The 21535-nt window shown below is 46.5% G+C and carries 13 protein-coding genes; all 13 read left to right on the top strand.

Features of this window, described 5'->3' with window-relative positions:
* The first annotated feature begins 101 nt into the window (after positions 1 to 101).
* The 13 genes from HQ865_RS10975 (at position 102) to HQ865_RS10915 (ending at position 21529) form a co-directional block, all read left to right on the top strand.
* Positions 102 to 1220 carry a sensor protein KdpD gene (locus HQ865_RS10975; RefSeq protein WP_173414950.1) on the top strand — a complete coding sequence of 373 codons (1119 nt, stop codon included), beginning with the start codon at positions 102 to 104 and terminating at the stop codon, positions 1218 to 1220.
* Positions 1217 to 2956 carry a HAMP domain-containing sensor histidine kinase gene (locus tag HQ865_RS10970; protein WP_173414949.1) on the top strand — a complete coding sequence of 580 codons (1740 nt, stop codon included), beginning with the start codon at positions 1217 to 1219 and terminating at the stop codon, positions 2954 to 2956. The genes HQ865_RS10975 and HQ865_RS10970 overlap by 4 nt, the downstream gene beginning before the upstream one ends.
* Before the next feature lie 109 nt (positions 2957 to 3065).
* The gene (locus HQ865_RS10965; RefSeq protein ID WP_237073788.1) at positions 3066 to 6023 is read left to right on the top strand and encodes a glycosyl hydrolase family 28-related protein; all 2958 of its coding nucleotides are present in this window, start codon (positions 3066 to 3068) and stop codon (positions 6021 to 6023) included.
* A 106-nt stretch (positions 6024 to 6129) separates the two neighbouring features.
* Entirely contained in the window at positions 6130 to 7029 is a 900-nt protein-coding gene (locus HQ865_RS10960; RefSeq protein ID WP_173414948.1) for an AraC family transcriptional regulator, read from the top strand.
* A 25-nt stretch (positions 7030 to 7054) separates the two neighbouring features.
* The gene (locus HQ865_RS10955) at positions 7055 to 8344 is read left to right on the top strand and encodes a PQQ-dependent sugar dehydrogenase (protein WP_173414947.1); all 1290 of its coding nucleotides are present in this window, start codon (positions 7055 to 7057) and stop codon (positions 8342 to 8344) included.
* 10 nt (positions 8345 to 8354) lie between these two features.
* The gene (locus tag HQ865_RS10950; RefSeq protein WP_173414946.1) at positions 8355 to 8789 is read left to right on the top strand and encodes a c-type cytochrome; all 435 of its coding nucleotides are present in this window, start codon (positions 8355 to 8357) and stop codon (positions 8787 to 8789) included.
* Positions 8790 to 8798: 9 nt separating this feature from the next.
* Positions 8799 to 10382, top strand: coding sequence for a glycoside hydrolase family 28 protein (locus tag HQ865_RS10945; RefSeq protein ID WP_237073787.1), 1584 nt, complete (start codon positions 8799 to 8801; stop codon positions 10380 to 10382).
* A gap of 12 nt (positions 10383 to 10394) precedes the next feature.
* Complete coding sequence (locus HQ865_RS10940) at positions 10395 to 12452, top strand: hypothetical protein (protein WP_173414945.1); 2058 nt, start codon at positions 10395 to 10397, stop codon at positions 12450 to 12452.
* 12 nt (positions 12453 to 12464) lie between these two features.
* Positions 12465 to 14204: a glycoside hydrolase family 28 protein gene (locus tag HQ865_RS10935; protein ID WP_173414944.1), complete on the top strand. Its 1740-nt coding sequence runs from the start codon at positions 12465 to 12467 to the stop codon at positions 14202 to 14204.
* A gap of 221 nt (positions 14205 to 14425) precedes the next feature.
* Entirely contained in the window at positions 14426 to 15019 is a 594-nt protein-coding gene (locus tag HQ865_RS10930; protein ID WP_173414943.1) for an RNA polymerase sigma-70 factor, read from the top strand.
* Between the two features lie 111 nt (positions 15020 to 15130).
* Positions 15131 to 16306: a FecR family protein gene (locus tag HQ865_RS10925; protein ID WP_173414942.1), complete on the top strand. Its 1176-nt coding sequence runs from the start codon at positions 15131 to 15133 to the stop codon at positions 16304 to 16306.
* Between the two features lie 303 nt (positions 16307 to 16609).
* Positions 16610 to 19966 carry a TonB-dependent receptor gene (locus HQ865_RS10920; RefSeq protein ID WP_173414941.1) on the top strand — a complete coding sequence of 1119 codons (3357 nt, stop codon included), beginning with the start codon at positions 16610 to 16612 and terminating at the stop codon, positions 19964 to 19966.
* Between the two features lie 12 nt (positions 19967 to 19978).
* The gene (locus HQ865_RS10915) at positions 19979 to 21529 is read left to right on the top strand and encodes a RagB/SusD family nutrient uptake outer membrane protein (RefSeq protein WP_173414940.1); all 1551 of its coding nucleotides are present in this window, start codon (positions 19979 to 19981) and stop codon (positions 21527 to 21529) included.
* The last annotated feature ends 6 nt before the right edge of the window (positions 21530 to 21535 follow it).

Genomic DNA, 21535 nt, shown 5'->3' with positions numbered 1-21535 from the left:
AACATTGCCAGCACAAAGAATATAAAGGGGTTTTAATAATGATCGAATAGGTCTGCATGCTATCTCTGAGCCCTTTGTGAGTTAGATCACCATCAAGCAACATGGAAAATAACAGGGTAAAAGACTTTATAGACCTGGTTAAGCGCTCGCGGCGGGGTAAGCTCAAAATTTATATTGGGATGAGCGCCGGTGTGGGCAAAAGTTACCGGATGTTGCAGGAGGCACATGCCCTGGTGCGTAATAGCATAGGCATACAAATAGGTTATATAGAAACACATAACCGGGCCGAAACGCATGCTCTGCTGGCAGGTTTACCGCTTATTGCCCGGCGTAAAATATTTTACAAGGGCAAGGAACTGGAAGAAATGGATCTGCAAGCCATACTTAACCGGCACCCCGAAGTGGTGATAGTTGATGAACTGGCGCATACCAATATAGAAGGGAGCAAGAACAGCAAACGCTGGCAGGATGTGGTAGATTTGCTGGAAGCCGGTATAAGTGTGATAACTGCGGTAAACATCCAGCATTTAGAAAGTTTAAACCAGGAAATAGAAGAAATTACCGGCATTGCGATCACGGAAAGGATCCCGGATAAAATACTGGAAATGGCCGACGAGATCGTAAACATCGACCTTACCGCCGATGAACTGATTGATCGCCTGAAGGATGGCAAGATCTACGAAAAGGCTAAAATAGAACGTGCCCTGCAAAATTTTTTCCAAAGCGATAAAATACTTCAGCTGCGTGAGATAGCCCTGAAAGAAGTGGCCCATCATCTGGAGCGAAAGATAGATAGTGAAATACCCAAACAAATTAAACTCCGGCCAGAACGGTTTTTGGCCTGTATATCATCAAACGCCGAAACGGCAAAAGTAGTGATCCGTAAAACAGCCCGGCTGGCATCGTATTACCGTTCGCCCTGGATTGTGCTGTATGTACAAAGCAGCAGCGAAAGTATGGAGCGGATTAAATTAGATAAGCAGCGCCATTTAATTAATAACTTTAAACTGGCAACAGAACTGGGGGCCGAAGTAATAAAACTAAAAAGCGATCAGATTACCCAAACCATTATGAAGGTGGCTAACGAGCGTGAAATAACTACCATTTGTATCGGCAAGCCGCACCTGAACCTGTTCCAGGTAATATTAAGAACGGCCGTATTTAACGAGTTGCTGAAAAATATTGCAGCAAATGAAATTGATTTAGTGATACTATCATGAAAGTAAAAAATAAACTCCGGTTGGGCTTCGGCTTTTTGTTTGTAGTGGTATTGTTCTTCGGAGCGGTATCCATGTTTTATATCAACCAGATATCCAACAATGCCAAAGTGATATTGAAAGACAATTACGAGAGTTTGCGGTACTGTCGTGAAATGCGTACCCTGCTTGATGAGAACTCACTGCCATTGTCTGTTGCTGCTGTAACGCAGTTTAATGCCGCGCTGGTTAAAGAAGAACATAATGTTACCGAACCGGGCGAAGCGCAGGCGGTAGCCGGTTTAAGGGCTTCATTCAATGCCATGCAGGCGCCCAACGCGGCAGACATAGCAGCCCATCAGCGCCATGTGCGCCGGCACTTACTGGATATTGAAACCGTAAATATGAAAGCCATAGTGCGCAAAAACGACCTGGCAAGGGCATCAGTAGACCGGTCGCTGGTGTTTTTGGGTTTGGCCGGGGCATTTGCCTTTATGGTGCTGTTTACCTTCAGCGTTAATTTCCCGGGCTTTATCACCGATCCTTTGAATACACTTTTGGCCGGTATCCGCAATATTGGCCCCAAAAACTATCAGCGGATCCATTTTAATAAAAACGATGAATTTGCCGAGGTGGCCAAAGCCTTTAACGATATGTCGGGCAGGTTGAATGAATGGGAGAACAGTAACCTTTCCAAGATCATGTCGGAGAAATTGCGCATCGAAACCATAATAGAACAAATGCACGATGCCATTATCGGTGTGAACGAAAAACAGGAGATCTTATTCATTAATACCGCGGCAAAAGGTATCCTTAATTTAAGTATCGATAAAATGGAGGGACTTTCTGTTGCTGATGTTGCCAAAAATAATGACCTGTTTAAATCGATAATCAGCAATGAAAGCAACGGGAAGCCATTTAAAATTGTGGTGAACGGGAAAGATTCTCATTTTCAGTTAGAAACCCGCGAGATAAACGTGCCCAACCTTACAGCCGATCCGGCCGGTGCGTTGAACATTGCCAAAAATTCGGCCGGTAACGTTTATGTTTTGCGCAATATCACCGAATTTAAAGAGCGCGACGAGGCCAAAACAAACTTCATTGCCACCATATCGCACGAGTTAAAAACACCGATCTCGTCCATTAAAATGAGTTTAAAATTGATGAAAGATGAGCGCATAGGCCACATCAATACCGAGCAGCAACAACTGCTGGAACATATTAAAGACGACAGCGACCGCCTGCTGAAGATCACCAGCGAACTGTTGGAACTATCGCAGGTGGAAACCGGTAACATCCAGCTAAATTTTGTGCCGGTGCAGCCCGAAGAAATTGTTGACTACGCCATGGCTTCGGTAAGTTTCCAGGCCGAGCAAAAGGGGGTTAAGCTGGAAGTAGCTAAAGACGATAAACTGCCGCAAGTTAACGTTGATGTAGAAAAAACAGCCTGGGTAATGGTGAATTTCCTGTCTAACGCGCTACGTTACAGTGCAGAAAGATCTACAGTAACTATCAGCATAGTTAATAAAAGAGGAGAGGTGGAGTTTTCGGTTAAAGACACGGGTAAAGGGATAGACGAACAATATCAAAAACGCTTATTCGACCGATACTTCCAGGTGCCAACCGATGGCCAGAATAAATCCGGGTCGGGTTTAGGCCTTGCTATTTCAAAGGATTTTATCGAGGCGCAAAATGGAAAAATATGGGTGAAAAGCGCTATTGGCGAGGGGAGTACCTTTGGATTTAGCTTACCGGTATAAAACCATTTGGCTGAGAAGTATCCCTCGGCCTGACAAAAGAATTGAATAAATGGTGTATTAAGCGGTACAAAGCATAAGCAAAATATAGTGTATTTGTAATAACCAATATATGCTGAAGACAATGCTGCCATTGAAAAAAATATACATCCTAAACCTTATCCTCTTATCTATACTGTTTGTATCGGCTGCGGCAAAAGCTTTAGCGCAGCCAAGCATCACGTTTGGTAAAAATGCCCCCAATATTGTACGTATCACTAAAGATACGCTGGTTCTGATAAAAGGCAGTACTTATGCTTTTACTGTAGATACCCCCGAAGACCAGGGCCTTGTTTCCACAGCCGTTGATGTGAAACAATTGATTATGCAAATAGCACCGGCCAATGGTTCAATTCAGGAATATACAGTTACCGATAAAAGCGGCACGGCGAAAACAGAGGGAGAAATAATAAGCGGCGATCATTTAATAGTTGCTTCGAAAGGCGGCTCTGCAACTAAAGCTTATATCATATCAGTGCATCAAATGGCGCTTAGCGGCAGTTTGGTTATTGCGCAACCTATTATAACTGCTAATAGCACGCATAATCTAACACTTTACTATACCGCAGGTCAGCGTAGCCCGGATGTATCGGTTAAAGTTTACCTGCCTGCAGGGATAAATACTACGATTGAAAATACCACAGTTAATGTCATCGGCAGGGGCGATGTAAAGTTAAGCGGACTGGCCACACAATCAATCGGCCGGGTTGGGGTGGGCTATCCGTATAAAAAAGTCGGCGATGCGTCGATCATAAAGCTAAAAGATGGCGGATCGGTGATCACATTTAATCATCTTGACCTAAGACCGGCAAATGGTCCCGATTTGAAAATCGAAATATCAGGGGTAAATTATAAAACCGCCGGTAACTATCTTTTCAGGGCGATGTATACCACATCTAAACCTGAAATATTAACCAGCCCCGGTACCGGTAATGAAACCGCCGCATTAACGGTTACCCAAACTATATCCGATTTTGAACGGGTGGTAACCAAAGATCTGCAATACAAGGAAACAGCTGATACTTATACTAAAGCTATTTTTAAGTGGGGAAGCGGAACGTCCTCATCGTCGGTGCAATTGATGCAATCGCTGGATAAGGGTAAAACCTGGTCTATATCTCCGGCAACTTTCGATCTCAAAACTTCCATCGCGGCGGTAACGGGTTTAAAACCAGATAAATACTACCAGTTCAGGTTAAATGTTAAAGATGGTATCAATAAAGGACTATCAAATATAGCGAGCATGTACACCGGCAAAGTCGATGTAAAAACTTTTGGCGCAACAAGCAATGGCACTGATGATAATACCGATGCCATCAACAACGCTATCGAACAGCTTAATCAAACCGGTGGCGGTACGCTATTGTTTACCAAAGGCGTTTACCCGGTGCGCACCATACATTTGTTAAGTAATGTTTACCTGTACTTAGATAAAGATGCGACCATTAAAGCCATGAAAGGCGGAGACGCTCCCGAAACTACCTGGTTTAGCGATAAGAAGTACCGTTCGGGCTTGTCGCCTACGGATATGGGGCCATATGCCGATCCTGAAAATTATATGACCAAACAGGATGTTGGCCATCATTACTTCCATAACAGTATGTTTTTTGGTGAGCGGTTAGATAATGTAAAGATCATCGGCTGTGGCCGTATCACCGGTGATGGTAACCTGGTAAACGGCGATAATGTGATGAAAAACACGCCCGATAACCGCAGCGATAAAATGTTTACCCTAAAGCTTTGCACCAATGTGGAAATAGGCGGTATTTGGCACAAGCAAGATCTTTGGTACGATGAAGCCAAAGACGAACCCTATTATATGGGCGATAAAGGCGCAAAAATAGAGGACCTCGATCACATGTTAAAGATTGACCGCTCCGGCCATTTTGCCCTGCTGGCTACCGGTACCGATAATTTAAACATGCACGATACTTATTTCGGTAAATACAGCCAAAGCAACGTACGCGATATTTACGATTTTATGGAGTGCAACAATGTAACGGTTACCAATGTTTTCTCGCGCGTAAGTTCGGATGACGTGGTGAAGCCGGGATCAGATTGTTCACTGGGATTTACACGACCGGCCAGCAATTACATTGTGCGTAATATTATTGGCGATACCAATTGCAACCTGATCCAGATCGGTTCGGAAACGGTGGATGATATTACCGATGTTTATGTAGATAATATTTATGTGCTGGGTGCCAACAAGGCAGGTTTCTCTATTTCGGCCAATGATGGCTCGCATGTAAAGAATGTGTTTTTGAATAGCGGCCGTACAGGGACTATTCACTCCCGCTCAAAGATGTACAGGGCCACTACGCCGTTTTTTATATCAATATCCAACCGTGGGCGGGTTATCGGCGCGCAGGCCGGCAAATATGAGTTTACCGAGAATGGCAAACCGCATAACGAATTGCTGATCAAAAACGTGGATATCGGAGAGGTGGAAAACATCAGCCTGAATGCCATTGATGTTTATGAAATGTACGGCGGCAGCTCATACAACGGCACACGATGGAAACCTTTTGAGGCACAGCGGCGGGCATCGCCAATTATAGCAGGGTACAAACTGCCCGATAATGCCGATGTGAAGGGTGGATTAGATTTTAAACTGCCTAATGGCAAGCATACCGGCTATGTAAACGGAGTAAGCTTTAACGATGTAAACATCCTGGTGAAGGGCGGTAACCCGGCATCAGATACGCTGAACACCACTAACGAGTTAGGCGTTGGCCAATACAATGCCGCCGATTTGAAGATCCAGCCATCGTATGCTTTATGGGCAAGGCATGTAAAGGGCCTGAGTGTGCAGAATAGCACTTTTAATTATGAAAAGCGCGACAGCCGTTACGCGATATTTTTAGATGATAGCCCCGGCGCGAAACTATCGGGCATAAAACTGGTACGCCCGCTGGATAACCATGTGCTGATCAAACTAAAAAATTCGCCGGGGTTGTTGATGCAGGATGTTACATATTTTAACGATGTGTGGGGAAAAGAACCTGCCAAATTGTTAAAGGTAGAGTAGGCGATCATTCATTTTAATAAAAAACTGAATGCCATAGCCCCTTTTTCTTTATGGTTATTGTCTTTACAGTATAGCGGTCCAATTAACGCTATACCTGTATTTGATCATGAAACCCAAGTTACTTAAAGTAAGTACCGACGCTGAAAGTTCATTTAGTGTGCGCCATGAAACGGTGCCCTCAAACAATAACCGCTGGCATTATCATCGCGAGGTAGAGCTGATCTGGTTTAAAAAAGGAAGCGGCACGCAGTTTATCGGCGACCATATCAGCCGCTTTAGAGATGGCGATATGATACTGGTAGGCGCCAACTTGCCACATTACTGGCGGTTCGACGATCAGTACCTGGAGGGCGGCGGTAGTAAGGCCGATATCATTGTATTGCATTTTTGCGAGGATTTTTGGGGCGATAAGTTCCTGCAACTCCCCGAAAATAAAGCCATAAAAATGACACTGGAAAAAGCCCGTCGCGGCCTGATGATCATTGATAAAAGTAAAACGGAAATAGCCGCGCTAATGCAAAATCTGCTAAAAAGCGAGGGCGCCATTAAAGTATTAACGCTGCTGAAAACACTATCAGTTATAGCCAACAGCCGGCAGTTAAGGGCGCTGTCGTCTATAGGTTTCCGGTACGATTATAAGGAGGTGGAGAACGACCGCATTAGTGCCATTTATGAGTATTCGCTGATGAATTTCCGCAGCCGGATACAATTGGATGAAATTGCCAGCGTAGCACATATCTGCCCAAACTCGTTTTGCCGTTATTTTAAATCGCGCACTAAAAAAACCTATTCGCAATTCCTGATAGAGATAAAAGTTGGCAATGCCTGCAAGTTATTGATAGAGAATAAGATGAGTATTAAACAGCTGTGTTTGGAAAGCGGGTTCAACAGTTTCTCCAGCTTTCATAAATACTTTAAAAAAATAACCGGTAAAAGCCCGGCCATTTATAAAAACGAGTTTATTAAGCAGCCGTCTATGCAAAGCACCCCCGCCTGGCACAATTAATATCAAAAACTACCCGATACACCCAATGAAAAGAAAATTTTTAGCCGCAACACTTATCTTCCTGCTATCGGCAACTACTATGATGGTTATTTACGCCCTCAAAACAGATAACGCGCTTATCCCTGATGCCGATAACGCCGGGTTGAAACTCCCCGATGGTTTCGGTGCCTTAAAAGTGGCCACGCTTGATGCCAAGGCCCGTCACATTGCTGTTACCCCTCAGGGCGATATTTATATAAAACTGGCCAAAGCCAAGGGCGGCAAAGGCATCATCACCCTGCACGAAGGAAGCAACGGAAAAGCCCAAATAACCGGCGGTTTTGGTAACTATGGCGGCACAGGGATGTATATTAAAGATGGCTACATGTATGCCTCATCCAATACGGATATCTATCGATATAAGCTGGACGCGCAGGGCAAAGTGATTGACACCCTGCATGCCGAACACATCATATACGGCCTGAAGGCCGGCCGTCAGCACGAAACAAAATCGCTGGTGCTGGATAATGATGGCAATATTTATATCAATATCGGCGCGCCGCTTAGCGCCTGCCAGGTGCAGGACAGGGGGCTACATTCGCCGGGGATACCAGGTTGCCCGTTGCTGGATTCGGCGGGTGGGGTGTGGAAATTCAGGGCCGATAAACTGAACCAGACCTATAAGGATGGCGTTCGCTTTGCTACTGGTTTGCGTAATATTGTTGGGTTAGATTGGAACCAGCAGGACAACCAGCTTTTTGTAATGCAGCATGGCCGCGATAACCTGAACAGTTCCTGGCCCGAACTCTATGATGTAAAAAAATCAGCCGAGTTACCTGCCGAATGTATGTATGCCCTGAAGCTGGGTGATAACGCCGGCTGGCCGTTTATGTATTACGATCAAATACAACATAAAAAAATACAAGGCCCCGAATATGGTGGCGATGGCAAAAAGGAAGCCGACGCGAAATACCTCGACCCGGTAGCTGCCTATCCCGGCCATATGGCTCCCAACGGCTTGCTTTTTTATACCGGCAAAATGTTCCCCGAGAAATACCGCAACGGCGCTTTCATCGCTTTCCATGGCTCGTGGAACCGCGCGCCTGAGCCGCAAAAGGGTTATTGCGTGGTATTCCAACCCTTTAAAGATGGCAAGCCCTCAGGCGATTGGGAAATATTTGCCGATAACTTTTCCGGCTCGGCCGAAAATACTGCAAAAGGTGGCCGCAGTGCCGAACACCGCCCCGTAGGCCTGGCCATGGGTGCCGATGGTTCGCTTTATGTAACCGATGATGTTAAAGGTACCATCTACCGAATTATCTACACTAAAAAATAAATCCCCTAAAATGAAAAAACTATTTGTCCTGTTGTTATTAGTTAGTCCGGTTTGCCTTAAGGCGCAAACTAAAAGTAAATCTAAAGTAATTGCTACGGCAGGCATAACGGTATCTGTCACCCGCGGAGAAAAAGTATATAAGCAATATTGCCTTTCGTGCCACCAGGCCGATGGCGGCGGCGTGCCGAATATGAACCCTCCGCTCAGCAAAACCAGTTATGTAACCGGCGATAAGGTGCGGCTGATAAAAGTGGTGCTGAACGGCTTTACGCAAAATGTTGATATCGACGGCGAATCGTACTCGAACAATATGCCGCCGCACAATTTTTTAAAAGACCAGGAAATTGCCGATGTATTAACCTATATCCGTAATAACTTTACCAATAAAGCAACAGCCATAACTATTGCGCAGGTGAAAGCAACCAGGGCCGCCAACAAAAAATAACCTGAATAAATGCAGATGCTAACAACTAAGATCTCACGATGGTTACAGCTGACCATTGCCGTTGGCCTAATGGCCTTACCCGGTGCATTACATGCCGAAGATTGCAATATTGAAAAGTTTGGTGCCAAAGGCGATGGGCAAACGCTTAATTCGGTAGCCATCCAAGAGGCGATCGACCATTGTAACCAAACCGGCGGGGGCAAGGTGATCTTCCCGGCAGGGCGTTTCTTATCGGGTACTATCGCGCTAAAAAATAACGTAACCCTGCAATTGCAAAAAGGCGCGGTATTATTAGGCAGCACCGATATTAACGATTACCAAAACCTCGACCCGTTTACCGAGGGTCTTGGTCAGCATGTAGGCTGGGCGTTGGTGGTAGGGGTCGATTTGAAAAATATAGGTATTGAGGGCGAGGGTGTGATCGATGGCCGTGGGTCGGCGCTAAAAGCGCAGCAGATATTAACCGATACCCGCCCCGAAGGTGAACGCTGGGGTAGACGGCCGTTCTTGCTACGATTGGTGCGCTGCGAAAAGATCAGCGTAAGCGGAGTTACTTTAAGTTATTCGGCCGCATGGACATCGCACTATTTTCAATGTAAGGATGTAAGCATCCAAAAACTAAAAATTATAAGTCGCGGTGTTGCCCATAACGACGGGATAGATATTGACGGCTGCCAGAATGTGGATATCAAAGATTGCGATATCGACAGCGGTGATGATGCGGTATGCTTTAAAACCACATCAAGCAAAATGCCCTGCAGCCATATCACCGTTAGCGGCATGCGTTTAAAAAGTAGCCAGGGCGCTATTAAAATGGGCACCGAATCGATGGCGGCCTTTGAGGATATTAAGATCAGCGATTGTTATATTTATAACACCGGCAACGGCGGTATCAAACTGCTAAGTGTGGATGGCGCGCGTTTACATAATGTAGAGATAGCTAATATCACTATGGTAAACGTAAAAACCCCTATTCTCATCAGGTTAGGGTCGAGGCTGAGCGTATTCCGTAAAGACCAGGATACGCAGCAACAAACGGGGGTTTTAGAAAACGTAACCATTAAAAACGTAAAAGCCCAGGCTGCCGATACAGCCCAGCTAATGCCACCATCGGGTATATTAATTACAGGCGTGCCGGGGCATCCTGTAAAAAACTTAACGCTGGAGAATATAGAGATACAACTGGCTGGCGGCGGTACACAGGCCAATGCGCAGCAGGTTGTGCCGGAAGCCATTGACAAATACCCCGAAGTAAAAACCTTTGGCCCGATTATACCCGCCTATGGCGTATGGGCAAGGCATGTGGAGGGTTTGGTACTAAACAATGTACGCTTTAAACTAAAATCTAATGATTTACGCCCCGCCATGATCTGCGAAGATGGTAAGGAAATAAAGATCAGCAATTGCGATATCCCTGAAACCAACGGCGGCAAGTCTATCATCAGGCTAACAAAGGTTGCCGGTGCCAATATCGGCAACAACAAAGTACTGGGTTCGGCAGATGCCTTTGTTGCGGTTGATGGCGGTGTTACCAACATGCAATTAAACGGCAATAAATTACCGGCAGGATTTAAAAATACAGCAGCATATTAAATGATATTAAAAATGAAATCGGGCAAACGCCTTGCGTTTATCGCCGCAGGGATTTTAGCCCTGCAATTAGCAGCAACAGCCCAAAAAATAGTATTGCCCGCGCAAAACGACCGCTGGGCCATACAGCCTGATGGCAGCATCACCTGGGTGATAAAAGACCGTCTGCCTCATGCCGATCATATCGAAATGTCGGGCGAAAAGGTGTCGCTGTGGGTGCAGTATGGTATCGATACCGCGGGGGCTTGTAATATCAGCCGTACGGTAGTGTTCCCTACATTCCGTATGTTGCCGGATAACACTCGCAGCCATATTTCTTATTCATTTCCCGATGCGGACCTGCCCCGCATTTTTATTAATAACCGGCTGCTGAATATCAACCAGGTTAAAACCGGTAAGTCGGGAGATATGGGTTTTACCGTGAAAAGTATTAACCATAAGGGTATTATGCGCATTTCGGCACAGTCGGGCAACCCGGCTATGTTGAATATAGAGCGCAGCCTGTTCCCATCGGTGGATAAGCCAATGGCCCTGGAAAAATTTGTATTGACCAATACAAGCGATAAGCCCGTTACCGTATTTATGGAGCGCCTGCGCCGCGAAGTTACTACCGATACCACACGCAGTAAAGGGGCGCCGCATACCATTATGGTGCAATCGCTTAATGATGGCAGCCGGGTATTGCAGCCGGGTAAGTCGGTTACGTTCGCGGTTTGCTTCAGGGCTACAGATCAGCCGCAGGTGCCGGTAAATATTAATGTAGATGCTGAAGAAAAGGCCCGTCAAAACCGGGTAACTGAGATAGAGGCACCCCTACAATTGCAAACCCCCGATGAAGTGCTGAATACCGAATTTGCCTTTGCCAAGATCAGGGCTACCGAGAGTATTTATAAAACCAGGGGCGGCTATATGCATGGCCCGGGCGGATTAGCCTATTATGCCGCCATTTGGGCCAACGACCAGGCCGAATATGTGAGCCCTTTCTTCGCTTTTTCCGGCGATAGGATCGGCAACCTTTCCGCAATGAATTGTTACCGCCTTTTTGCCAAATATATGAACCCCGATTACCGGGCCATCCCCAGCTCGATAGTAGCCGAAGGCGATACCGTTTGGAAAGGGGCAGGGGATAGGGGCGACCAGGCTATGATAGCTTATGGCGCTTCGCGCTATGCCTTAACCTATGGCAATGCCGATACCGCTAAAAAACTGTGGCCGCTGATCACATGGTGCCTGGAATATAGCCGCCGGCACATCAACACGCAGGGTGTGGTCGAATCGAAAAGTGATGAGTTAGAGGGACGTTTTCCGTCGGGCAAGGCTAATCTATCTACCAATTCGCTTTATTACGATGCCTTGCTATCGGCGGCCATGTTGGGCAGGCAATTGCATCAGCCTAAAGCCGAAACCGATGCTTATGCCAAACAAGCTGCCGATTTGAAAGCCGATATGGAAAAATATTTCGGTGCTAACGTGGAGGGATTTGATACCTACCGTTATTACGAAACCAACGATGTGCTGCGAGCATGGATCTGCCTGCCGCTTACCATGGGTATCTTCGACCGAAGCAAGGGTACGGTAGATGCTTTGTTCTCGCCACGCTTATGGACGGCCGATGGTTTAGCTACCCAGGCGGGTAAAGAAACTTTTTGGGATCGATCGACCCTATACGCCCTGCGTGGTGTATTGCAAGCCAACGAAACCGAACGCGCCATGACCTTTTTGCAATATTACTCGCGCCGCCGCTTGCTGGGCGAACATGTGCCGTATCCGGTTGAGGCTTATCCCGAGGGCAACCAAAGGCATTTATCGGCAGAAAGCGGTTTGTATTGCTGCATCTACACCGAGGGACTATTCGGTATGCGGCCAACTGGTTTTAACAGTTTCGATTGCTCGCCGCGGCTGCCAAAGGGTTGGGATAAAATGGCTTTACGCAATATCCACGCCTTTGGCCGGGAGTTCGATATGGAAGTTGTACGACAGGAAAAAGATAAATTGATCATCACCATAACCACCGGACAGAGCAAGCGCGTTTACTCCATTAAGGATGGCGCTACTACCTCGATAACGGTATAAACCTTGTTAATTATGAGTATTAATTTTGTAAAGAAGGCGCGCGGCTTGTTCGCCAAACCTGCTGTAGAGCAACCTGTTTCCAATTCGCGCCGCGAGTGGCTGGCTAAAATGTCGGTCCCGGCTATTGGTGCAACCGTAGGTATGGGTTTAATGGGGAAGCGCGCAAGCGCTTTTGGGATAGATAGCCGCCCTGATGACCATACCATTGGTGCTAAAGTTTACAACATCCGCGATTTTGGCGCCAAAGGCGATGGCAAAACGCTGGACACGAAAGCCATCCAAGCCGCTGTTGATGCCTGCACAAAAGATCAGGGTGGTACCGTATTGGTGCCCGCCGGTACATTTGTAACGGGGACGGTTGAGTTAAAAAGCAATGTGCGTTTATACATATCTGCCCAGGGTATATTATTAGGTACGGCCGACGGTAAGCAATACTACGCTGCTGATGCCATTCCGCTCAGCGGCGATTCTACGTTGAATGATGGAAACGTAGGTTTGTTTTTCGCCGTAAAAGCCAATAATATTATCATAGAGGGGCCGGGTACTATCGATGGACAAGGTTCGCAATTTCGTTCACCATCAAAAGGGGTAATGCCTCCGGCAGGGATAACCGGTCCGCACAGGCCGTATCATTTGTTGTTCCACCAGTGTAAAAACTTAACGGTAAGGGATATTTATTTGCTGAACAGTGCCTTTCACTCGGTGCGGGTTATCCAAAGCGAGTTTGTGAAAATGGAGGGCCTGCATATCCGTGGCCGGGTAATTAATAATAACGATGGCTTTCATTTTATCAGTTGCCGTTATGTGCATTTAACCAATTGCGATGTGCAAAGCCAGGATGATGCCTGCGCCCTGTTTGGTAGCTGCAAATTTGTTACGGTTGATGGCTGTAGCTTCAGCACCCGCTGGTCGGTGTTTAGGTTTGGCGGGGGCGAGGCCGAGAATATCACCGTATCTAACTGTATCATCTACGAAACTTATGGGTGCCCGGTAAAAATGCGCTGCGGCCCTGGTTCACGGTTCGAGAATATTTCGTTCTCCAATATTATTATGCGGGATGTTACCGGGCCGGTGTCCATCGGTATCGGTTTGCAGAATGGGCAATCAGCCGATCCTAAAAAGGCGCCGGGTATTATTCGCAACATCTCCTTTAATGGTATTACGGCCACGGTTGTTAAGCCCGTGCCTTTGCGCGAGACCGAGCATCCGAGCGTTTATAATCCCGGCGAAATATTTTCCTGCGTTACGCTGAATGCCATGGATGATGTTTATATGGAAAATATCACTTTCAATAATGTCCAGATCACATTCCCCGGCGGCGGTACAACCGAACAGGGTGCTGTGCGCGATGTACCCAAAGTTGCCGGTGAATATTACCAGATAGGTGTGCCGCCCGCTTATGGCATTTACGCCCGTAATGTACGCGGGCTGGTATTGCACAATGTTAGTTTAAGCATTGCCGCTACGGACGAACGCCCGGCGCTGATATTTGACCATGTAGAGGATGCTGCCATCAATGGATTAAATGTACAGGGTGATGCTAAAGCCGAATCGGTTTGCAGGCTGACAGATTGTAGGGATATACTGATGACGGCCGCGCGTATAAAGGGTGCTGCGCCGGTTTTTATGCGGGTTGAGGGTAGAAATAACTATCGCATTGTAGTTGATGGTGGCGATATTTCAAAGGCATCGAAAGCTTTGGAACTTGCCGCAGGAGCGCAAAAGGATGCCGTTAAAATGCGTATCATTTAACCGGTACCAATTTATATTGATATGTAAAGGTGCAGCGATATTCGCTGCACCTTATTTTTTGATATTAAATATTAAAACACGCATATTATTGAAGTGAAAAGCTGCTATGAAGTAAGCTTAATTGGCTAAATGTTATTGAAAATTGTCAAAGTGGTGCTAACCATGTTGACAATTCAATTTATTTAAAATAAGTTTATATCACCAATTTATTAAACCTGTTTATGCCTGTCCCGAGTCTTTCAAACGACGATGAACTGTTGCTGCAAGTTGCAGATAGTAACGAAGCTGCCTTTACCCGGCTGTTCGAAAACTATCATCAGCAATTAGGTTTGTTCATCTTCCGTTTAACCGATTCGATGGAGATGGCCGAAGAAGTGGTGCAGGATGTATTCCTGAAGATCTGGACTAATCACCACGAACTTGCCGGTATTCGGAACTTTAAAGCCTATCTTTTTGTAGCGGCAAAAAACCATGCGCTTAACTGCATTAAAAAAGCTGTCCGCCAGCAAAAGCACCAGCTTGTTTGGGAAGTGGAAACCATTGGCGAAGAGCAATTACTCATTCCCGATGCAGACGACAACAAATACTACAGCCTGCTGGATACCGCTATAGACCGCCTGCCGCCCCAACAGCAAAAAGTTTACCTGCTCAGCCGCCACGAGCGGTTGAAGTACGCCGAGATAGCCGAAGAAATGAACCTTTCGCGCGAGACGGTGAAGAAATACCTGCAGCACGCCGTAACCTTTATCAGCAATTATTGCGAAGCCCATTCAGACATGGTGGTGTTCCTGTTATTGTTTTTTAAATTTTTTTAAAAAAATTTAATTCCACGTAGCCCCTTTTTTAGCCCTCCCGTTGTCATTATTATGTAGCCCCTCTTTTGGCTATATAAACCAGCTATTTAAGAAATTTTCTAAGGCTTAAAAATGAACAACGGCGATAAAAACGTATCCTACCTGTTTAACCTGTATTATACCAAACAGGCTACCCCGCAGCAGTTAAGGGAGTTATTCGATCTGCTTAAAACTTACGATGATGAACAGCTTACCGGTTTGTTACGCGAAGCATGGGACGATCTGAGTGCCCGCGAGGAGATATTCGACGAGGAAAAAAGCCGGTCTATGTTGAATAATATTTTAAATGCTGCTCCGCGTACCGGGATCGTTGCCATAAAGCCTAAACGTTATTGGATGTGGGGCATAGCCGCCAGTATCCTGATCACAGCAGGCATAGGCGCTTACTTTTTAAACAGGCCCAAACCGGCTGATATGCAGTTAGCAATTGTACACCCGGCGCATGACGCGCTTCCCGGCAGCAATAAGGCCATACTTACTTTGGGCAGCGGCGCCACCGTTGTGCTTGATGATGCCAATAAGGGTGTAGTTGCCAGGCAAGGTAATGCCTTAGTAGTAAAAAGTAAAGAGGGCCAGGTTGATTATAAGGTTGGTGAAGACGCGGATAATAAAACCATCGAATACAATACCATCACCACCCCAAAAGGTTACCAGTATAACGTAGTGCTGCCCGATGGCAGTAAGGTTTGGCTTAACGCGGCATCATCCATCAAATTCCCTACCGAGTTTACCGGTTCGCAGCGCAATGTTGAAATGACGGGCGAGGCTTATTTTGAAGTGGCTAAAAACGCCGCTATGCCTTTTATTGTAAAAACCAACCGACAGGAAGTAAGGGTATTAGGTACCCATTTCAATATTATGGCTTATGATGATGAACCAGTGACCAAAACTACCCTGCTGGAAGGATCGATCATGCTGACCGGAAAATCATCGAACATATTAAAGCCTGGTAACCAGGCCATTATGAATGCGCAGGGCGATGTGAAGATAGTTGCCGAAAGCGATATGGATGAAGCTGTAGCCTGGAAAAACGGCTTCTTCCAGTTTAAGGACGAAAGTATTGAGGGCACCATGCGCCAGGCGGCCCGCTGGTACGATGTTAATATTAATTATAAAGGTAAAATACCCACGCACCAGTTTATTGGTAAGGTGCCACGCAGCGTAAAATTATCTGAACTGCTGAGCATGTTTAAATATGCCGGTATGAATTTCACCATCGACGGGAGGGAAGTTACCGTGATGAACTGATGCCATTACTAAATGATCTGAAAACCAAAAAATAGAGATAGAACAACCAATTATTCACTTTAAACCAACAACTAAATGAGAAAAGAATTACCCCAAACCAGTTAGTAAAAGCGGGTAACCCTAAAAATCGACATAAAAAAACCGGGTAGTGTTCGCAGCACCATCCCGGTAAGGTGTCGGGTTACCCTGGAAACATCCCACGAAACAGAACGCTAACGTTTAACCCAACTTTACAAAAATATGATTTTTTATGCTAAGGTGATACCTAAGGCCCCGCCTTTGGTGCGTCAAATTTTATTGGCTATGAAACTAACTGCTTTTATCATAATTGCAGCACTTACTCAACTGAGTGCCAAAAGTTTTAGTCAGAATGTAACTATTCACGAGAAGCATACTTCGGTTGAGAAGGTGCTGTCGTTAATAGAAAAACAAACTAACTACCATTTCCTGTTCGATAAGCTCGATCTGCCGGCGGCAAACAACCTCGAATTGGATGTAAACAATGTAACTGTTGAAGAGGCGCTTAACCGCTTCCTTAAAAATCAGCAGCTTACCTACAAGGTTTTTCAGCAAACCATCGTTTTGCGAAAACTTGAAGGGGGGGATAAGCCCGCTGCCGCCGCTGCCATTATAAAAGTGCAGGGCACGGTTACCGATACAAAAGGCTTGCCGCTGCCCGGTGTAACCATCAGGGTAAAAGGCGCAACTAATATTATTACCGTTACCGATATCAACGGTAAATACACCATCAATGCTCCCGACGAAAAATCGGTGCTGGTGTATACTTATGTAGGTTTTACTACTAAGGAAGAGACCGTAGGCAGTCGCACTACCATCAATGTATCACTGGCTGATGCCGTGGGCACGCTGGATGATGTGGTGGTTACGGGCTACGGCGGTACCGCTAAAAAACGCGACCTGACAGGCTCCATCACATCGGTAAGCGCTGCCCAAATTGCCGAAAGGCAACCCATCAACCTGTACGATGCCTTACAGGGCCAGGCAGCAGGTGTACTGGTAGTGAACGACAGCGGCGAACCCGGTGCCGAAGGTACTATCCAGATCCGCGGCGCGTCGACATTCTCGACTACCGGCGGTAACACCCCTTTATATGTTATCGATGGTGTTATCGCTACCGACGCTGCTGCCATCAACCCTAATGATATTGAAACTATCGAAGTGTTGAAAGATGCCGCTTCGGCATCAATATACGGGGCGCGTGCGGCCAACGGTGTAATTCTGATCACCACCAAGCGTGGTAAAGAAGGTAAGCCAAGACTGGATGTGCAATACGCGCACGTGTTCGGGCAGATCTCGCATACCGTAGCACAAGCCAACTCAGCCGATCTGCGTTTATGGCGCAGGATACAAAACCCTACCAGCAGCGGCGCGGGTACAGCTACCGATTCGCTGAACCCGGCCTATAATTCGGATAACTATCTTGAAATGATGCTGCTGGGTAATACAGCACAGAAAAACGATCTGAAATTCAGCGTAAGCGGCGGCCAAAAGGGACTTACCTATTATGGTAGCTTGAACTATCTTGACGACCGTGGTATCGCGCTGAACACATCTGCAAAACGTGGCCAATCACGCATCAACGTCGATTTCCAGGCTACGCCGAAGTTAAAATATTCAACTAACCTTACGGTATCGTGGACGCGAAGTCAGAACTGGAGTACGGGTACATCGCTCACACCGATATTCGATCGACCGAATAATCTCCGGATCTATCTGCCGGATGGGTCGCTCACCAGTTACACATCCTCTAAACGAAACCCTATCGCCAACGTATTGTTAGAAAAGAACGAAACGCAGGCATACCGGGGGCAGTTTAGTAACACACTGGATTATATTATCCTCCCGGGACTGAGATTTACGGGCGTAGGTAACGCGCAGCTGGATAATTCGCAAAATATCTATTTCCAGCCCCAATTTTTGGATGATAACGGTAACGAGAACCGTGGGAAGAACGAATTGGATAAAACTATTAACTGGCAGTTGCAAGGCTTCCTGAACTACAGCAAAACCGTTGGTACCAAGCATACATTTACCGGCTTGTTAGGCTGGAGCGCTGAGCGCAGCCGCTACGATGATTTTTATGATGAGGGTATCCCGGCGTCGTTCATCAGCGAAAGTATCTATACATTCAACGGCAGTAATATCGATATTACCAAAAGCTACACCACCGCCAACGCGCATTCTACGCAATCTATATTCGGGCGTTTGGGATATAGCTTTAGCGGGAAGTATATTTTATCCGGTACTTTCCGTCGTGACGGTTCATCCAGGTTCGGGCCGGAAAGCAAATGGGGTAACTTCTTCTCGGGTTCGGCCGCGTGGCGCTTTACCGATGAGAAGTTTATGGGCTTCACCAAGTCATTTTTGGATGATGGAAAGCTAAGGGCAAGCTTCGGCCAGCAGGGTAATGATGGTATAGGTAACTATGAATCATCTACACTGATCAACTTTGACGAGAATTATAATGGCGTTGGCGGCGGTACAACCGCAACCAAACTGGGCAACAGCCAGATCCAGTGGGAAAATACCATACAAAAAGATTTCGGTATCGATCTGACCTTCCTGCATGGCCGCCTGGGTTTTGTTGCCGATTACTACATCAAGGCTACCAACCACCTTTTGGCCGACAGGCAAATACCTAAAGAAACCGGCTTCAACACCATCCGCGTAAACGTGGGCGATATTGTGAATAAGGGTATGGAGTTTTCGATCAACGGCACGCCGGTAATGACCAAAAACTTTAAATGGAATATTATCGGTAATATCTCGTTCCAGCGTGGTATTGTAAAATCATTATTTAACCACCAGCCATTTATCACATCAGATAATAAGCATTATATACAGGAGGGTGGACGCTTAGGCGATTTTTATGGCTGGCAGCAGTTAGGCATTTACCGTTGGGATGCCTCGAACGCGTATGATGGTAACTGGAACAGGCTAAACCCTGTCAACGTATCTGCCGATGGTAAAACTGCCGAATACTATACCACTGCCGACGGGAAAAAATATACCGGGTATGTGCACAGCTTATATGGCCCGGCCGGTAAATTGGTTGGTGGTGATACCGAATGGCTGAATGTTAACCGCGATAGTTTGATAGATGACAGCGACCGCAAGATCATCGGTAACGCTACACCTAAATACTTCCTTGGTTTTGCCAATACGTTCACCTACAAAAGCTTCTCGTTATCGTTCAATGTTAATGCTACCGTGGGCGGGCAGATCTATAATGCCTTTTTCGAAAACCAATCCACCTTTGGTTCATCAAACGGTACCACATTGCCACTGGCCATTTATACTGCCTGGCGTAAGCAGGGTGATATTGCCCTGTATCCTTACTTCCCGTATAAGGATACCCACGGCGACCAGAAGAAGGGGAATAACAGCTTTTACCTGGAAGACGGCACCTTTTTACGCTTAGCCAGCGCCAGGTTTAACTACAACGTGCCGGTTAAGATACTCAGCAGGTTCGGTATCAAGGGCTTGAATGCCTATGTATACGGCGTCAACCTGCTCACATTTACCAATTATACGGGCTTCGATCCGGAGTTTTCTTCGGATGTGCTGTCGCCCGGGGTTGATGGCGGTAAATATCCGAAGAGGAGAGAGTTGGGTTTGGGTATAAACATTACACTATAAAAATTCATCAAAATGAAGAAGATATTAACTATTTCATCGCTGGTACTGGTTATGCTGTGCGGATGTAAAAAGTCGTTTTTGGAGGAGCAGCCGCTGGCGGCAGTGAGTATCAGTCAATTTTATAAATCGGCTAAGGATATCACGGCAGCTATGGCGGGTATGTACGGCTCGTTCCAGGGGAATATGATGGGCGAGAAGCAATTTTATAACCGTATGACCTACTGGGGCGAAGCCCGCTCTGATAACTACGAGCGTGGCGGTAATTCGGGCAATAAGGAAAACGAAATGCAGCTGAACAGTTTAACCGCCGGTAACGATTGGTCGGATTGGACACCTTTATACCGCACTATTGGTTTGGCTAACCTGCTGATCAAATACATCCCACAGGCAGCCGAACTGGAAGTAAACAAATCGCTGGTTACACCTGCTATCAATAACAATAATATGGCGCAGGCCCTGGCTATGCGGGCTATCTGCTACTTTTATATCGTACGTAACTGGGGCGATGCGGTGATCCGTACAGAACCTTACGAGGATATTTCTATTGATGCAGCCGTTGCCCGCTCGCCTAAAGACCAGGTTTTTGATAAGGTGATCATCCCCGACCTGACCCAGGCTTATGCGTTGATAGATAAAAGCAGCAACCCTACATTTACCATCAGCGAAGCTGCTATTTGCGCTATCATGAACGATGTGTATATGTGGCGTAAGGACTATCCAAACGCCATTAAATGGTTTCAGAATTTGGCTAAGGCCAAAACTCCGGTAGCAACCAAGGCCAGCTATGGCGCTACTGCTATTACCGATTTGCAGCCGCAGGCCACATGGAATGCCATGTTTGTATCGCCAACTACCAGTGTTGAAGCTATTTGGGCTATTAACTGGAACTTTGCTACCAATGCCTGCGCCTGTATGGCCGGCGTATCAGCATCGCCAAATAATACCCCTATTATTATCGACCTGAACTTTTTTACCAACTGGCCGCTTACCAACCCAACCGATATCAGGGTAAAGGCTACCATGGATATCACCAAAAAAGAGCGTGACCGCATGTGGAAGTACTATGCCGGGCAATACGGCCCTACAGGCGTAGCCGGCCCGTACACGGTTGCCGCTGCCGATATGGCTACTACAGTTAATGTGTACCCGGTAATGTACCGCCTGGGCGATCAGTACCTGTTATATGCCGAAGCGCTGAATAAAACGGGAGATAAAACCAACTCGCTGAAGTACCTGAACTTTATCCGCACCCGTGCCGGTTTACCAGCGTACCTGGCAACAGACCCAGCCGTAGCTACGCCCGACCTGCTGGAGGATGTGATATTACAGGAAAGACAATGGGAATTGTTTGGCGAGGGCAAGCGTTGGTTTGATTTAGTTCGTACCGATCATGTAATTAAAATTATGGATCCCGTGGTGAAAAGGCGCCAGATATTAGCCGGTATCGATCCTGCCGCGGCAACAGGCTGGGGCACCGACCTGCGGAAGTACCTGTGGCCATTAAACCGCACCGTGCTTAACTCAAACAAATTACTGGTTCAAAATCCACCATATTCCGACTAATCATTT

The sequence above is a fragment of the Mucilaginibacter mali genome (assembly GCF_013283875.1).
Classification (GTDB): Bacteria; Bacteroidota; Bacteroidia; order Sphingobacteriales; family Sphingobacteriaceae; genus Mucilaginibacter; species Mucilaginibacter mali.
The sequence above is the reverse complement of the archived record's forward strand: the minus strand, read 5'-3'. Positions and strand labels throughout refer to the sequence as shown.

What these genes read in the sequence shown, in the direction of transcription:
- HQ865_RS10975 (WP_173414950.1), top strand. Translation starts at nt 102, where the DNA reads ATGGAAAATAACAGGGTAAAAGACTTTATAGACCTGGTTAAGCGCTCG.
- HQ865_RS10970 (WP_173414949.1), top strand. Translation starts at nt 1,217, where the DNA reads ATGAAAGTAAAAAATAAACTCCGGTTGGGCTTCGGCTTTTTGTTTGTA.
- HQ865_RS10965 (WP_237073788.1), top strand. Translation starts at nt 3,066, where the DNA reads ATGCTGAAGACAATGCTGCCATTGAAAAAAATATACATCCTAAACCTT.
- HQ865_RS10960 (WP_173414948.1), top strand. Translation starts at nt 6,130, where the DNA reads ATGAAACCCAAGTTACTTAAAGTAAGTACCGACGCTGAAAGTTCATTT.
- HQ865_RS10955 (WP_173414947.1), top strand. Translation starts at nt 7,055, where the DNA reads ATGAAAAGAAAATTTTTAGCCGCAACACTTATCTTCCTGCTATCGGCA.
- HQ865_RS10950 (WP_173414946.1), top strand. Translation starts at nt 8,355, where the DNA reads ATGAAAAAACTATTTGTCCTGTTGTTATTAGTTAGTCCGGTTTGCCTT.
- HQ865_RS10945 (WP_237073787.1), top strand. Translation starts at nt 8,799, where the DNA reads ATGCAGATGCTAACAACTAAGATCTCACGATGGTTACAGCTGACCATT.
- HQ865_RS10940 (WP_173414945.1), top strand. Translation starts at nt 10,395, where the DNA reads ATGAAATCGGGCAAACGCCTTGCGTTTATCGCCGCAGGGATTTTAGCC.
- HQ865_RS10935 (WP_173414944.1), top strand. Translation starts at nt 12,465, where the DNA reads ATGAGTATTAATTTTGTAAAGAAGGCGCGCGGCTTGTTCGCCAAACCT.
- HQ865_RS10930 (WP_173414943.1), top strand. Translation starts at nt 14,426, where the DNA reads ATGCCTGTCCCGAGTCTTTCAAACGACGATGAACTGTTGCTGCAAGTT.
- HQ865_RS10925 (WP_173414942.1), top strand. Translation starts at nt 15,131, where the DNA reads ATGAACAACGGCGATAAAAACGTATCCTACCTGTTTAACCTGTATTAT.
- HQ865_RS10920 (WP_173414941.1), top strand. Translation starts at nt 16,610, where the DNA reads ATGAAACTAACTGCTTTTATCATAATTGCAGCACTTACTCAACTGAGT.
- HQ865_RS10915 (WP_173414940.1), top strand. Translation starts at nt 19,979, where the DNA reads ATGAAGAAGATATTAACTATTTCATCGCTGGTACTGGTTATGCTGTGC.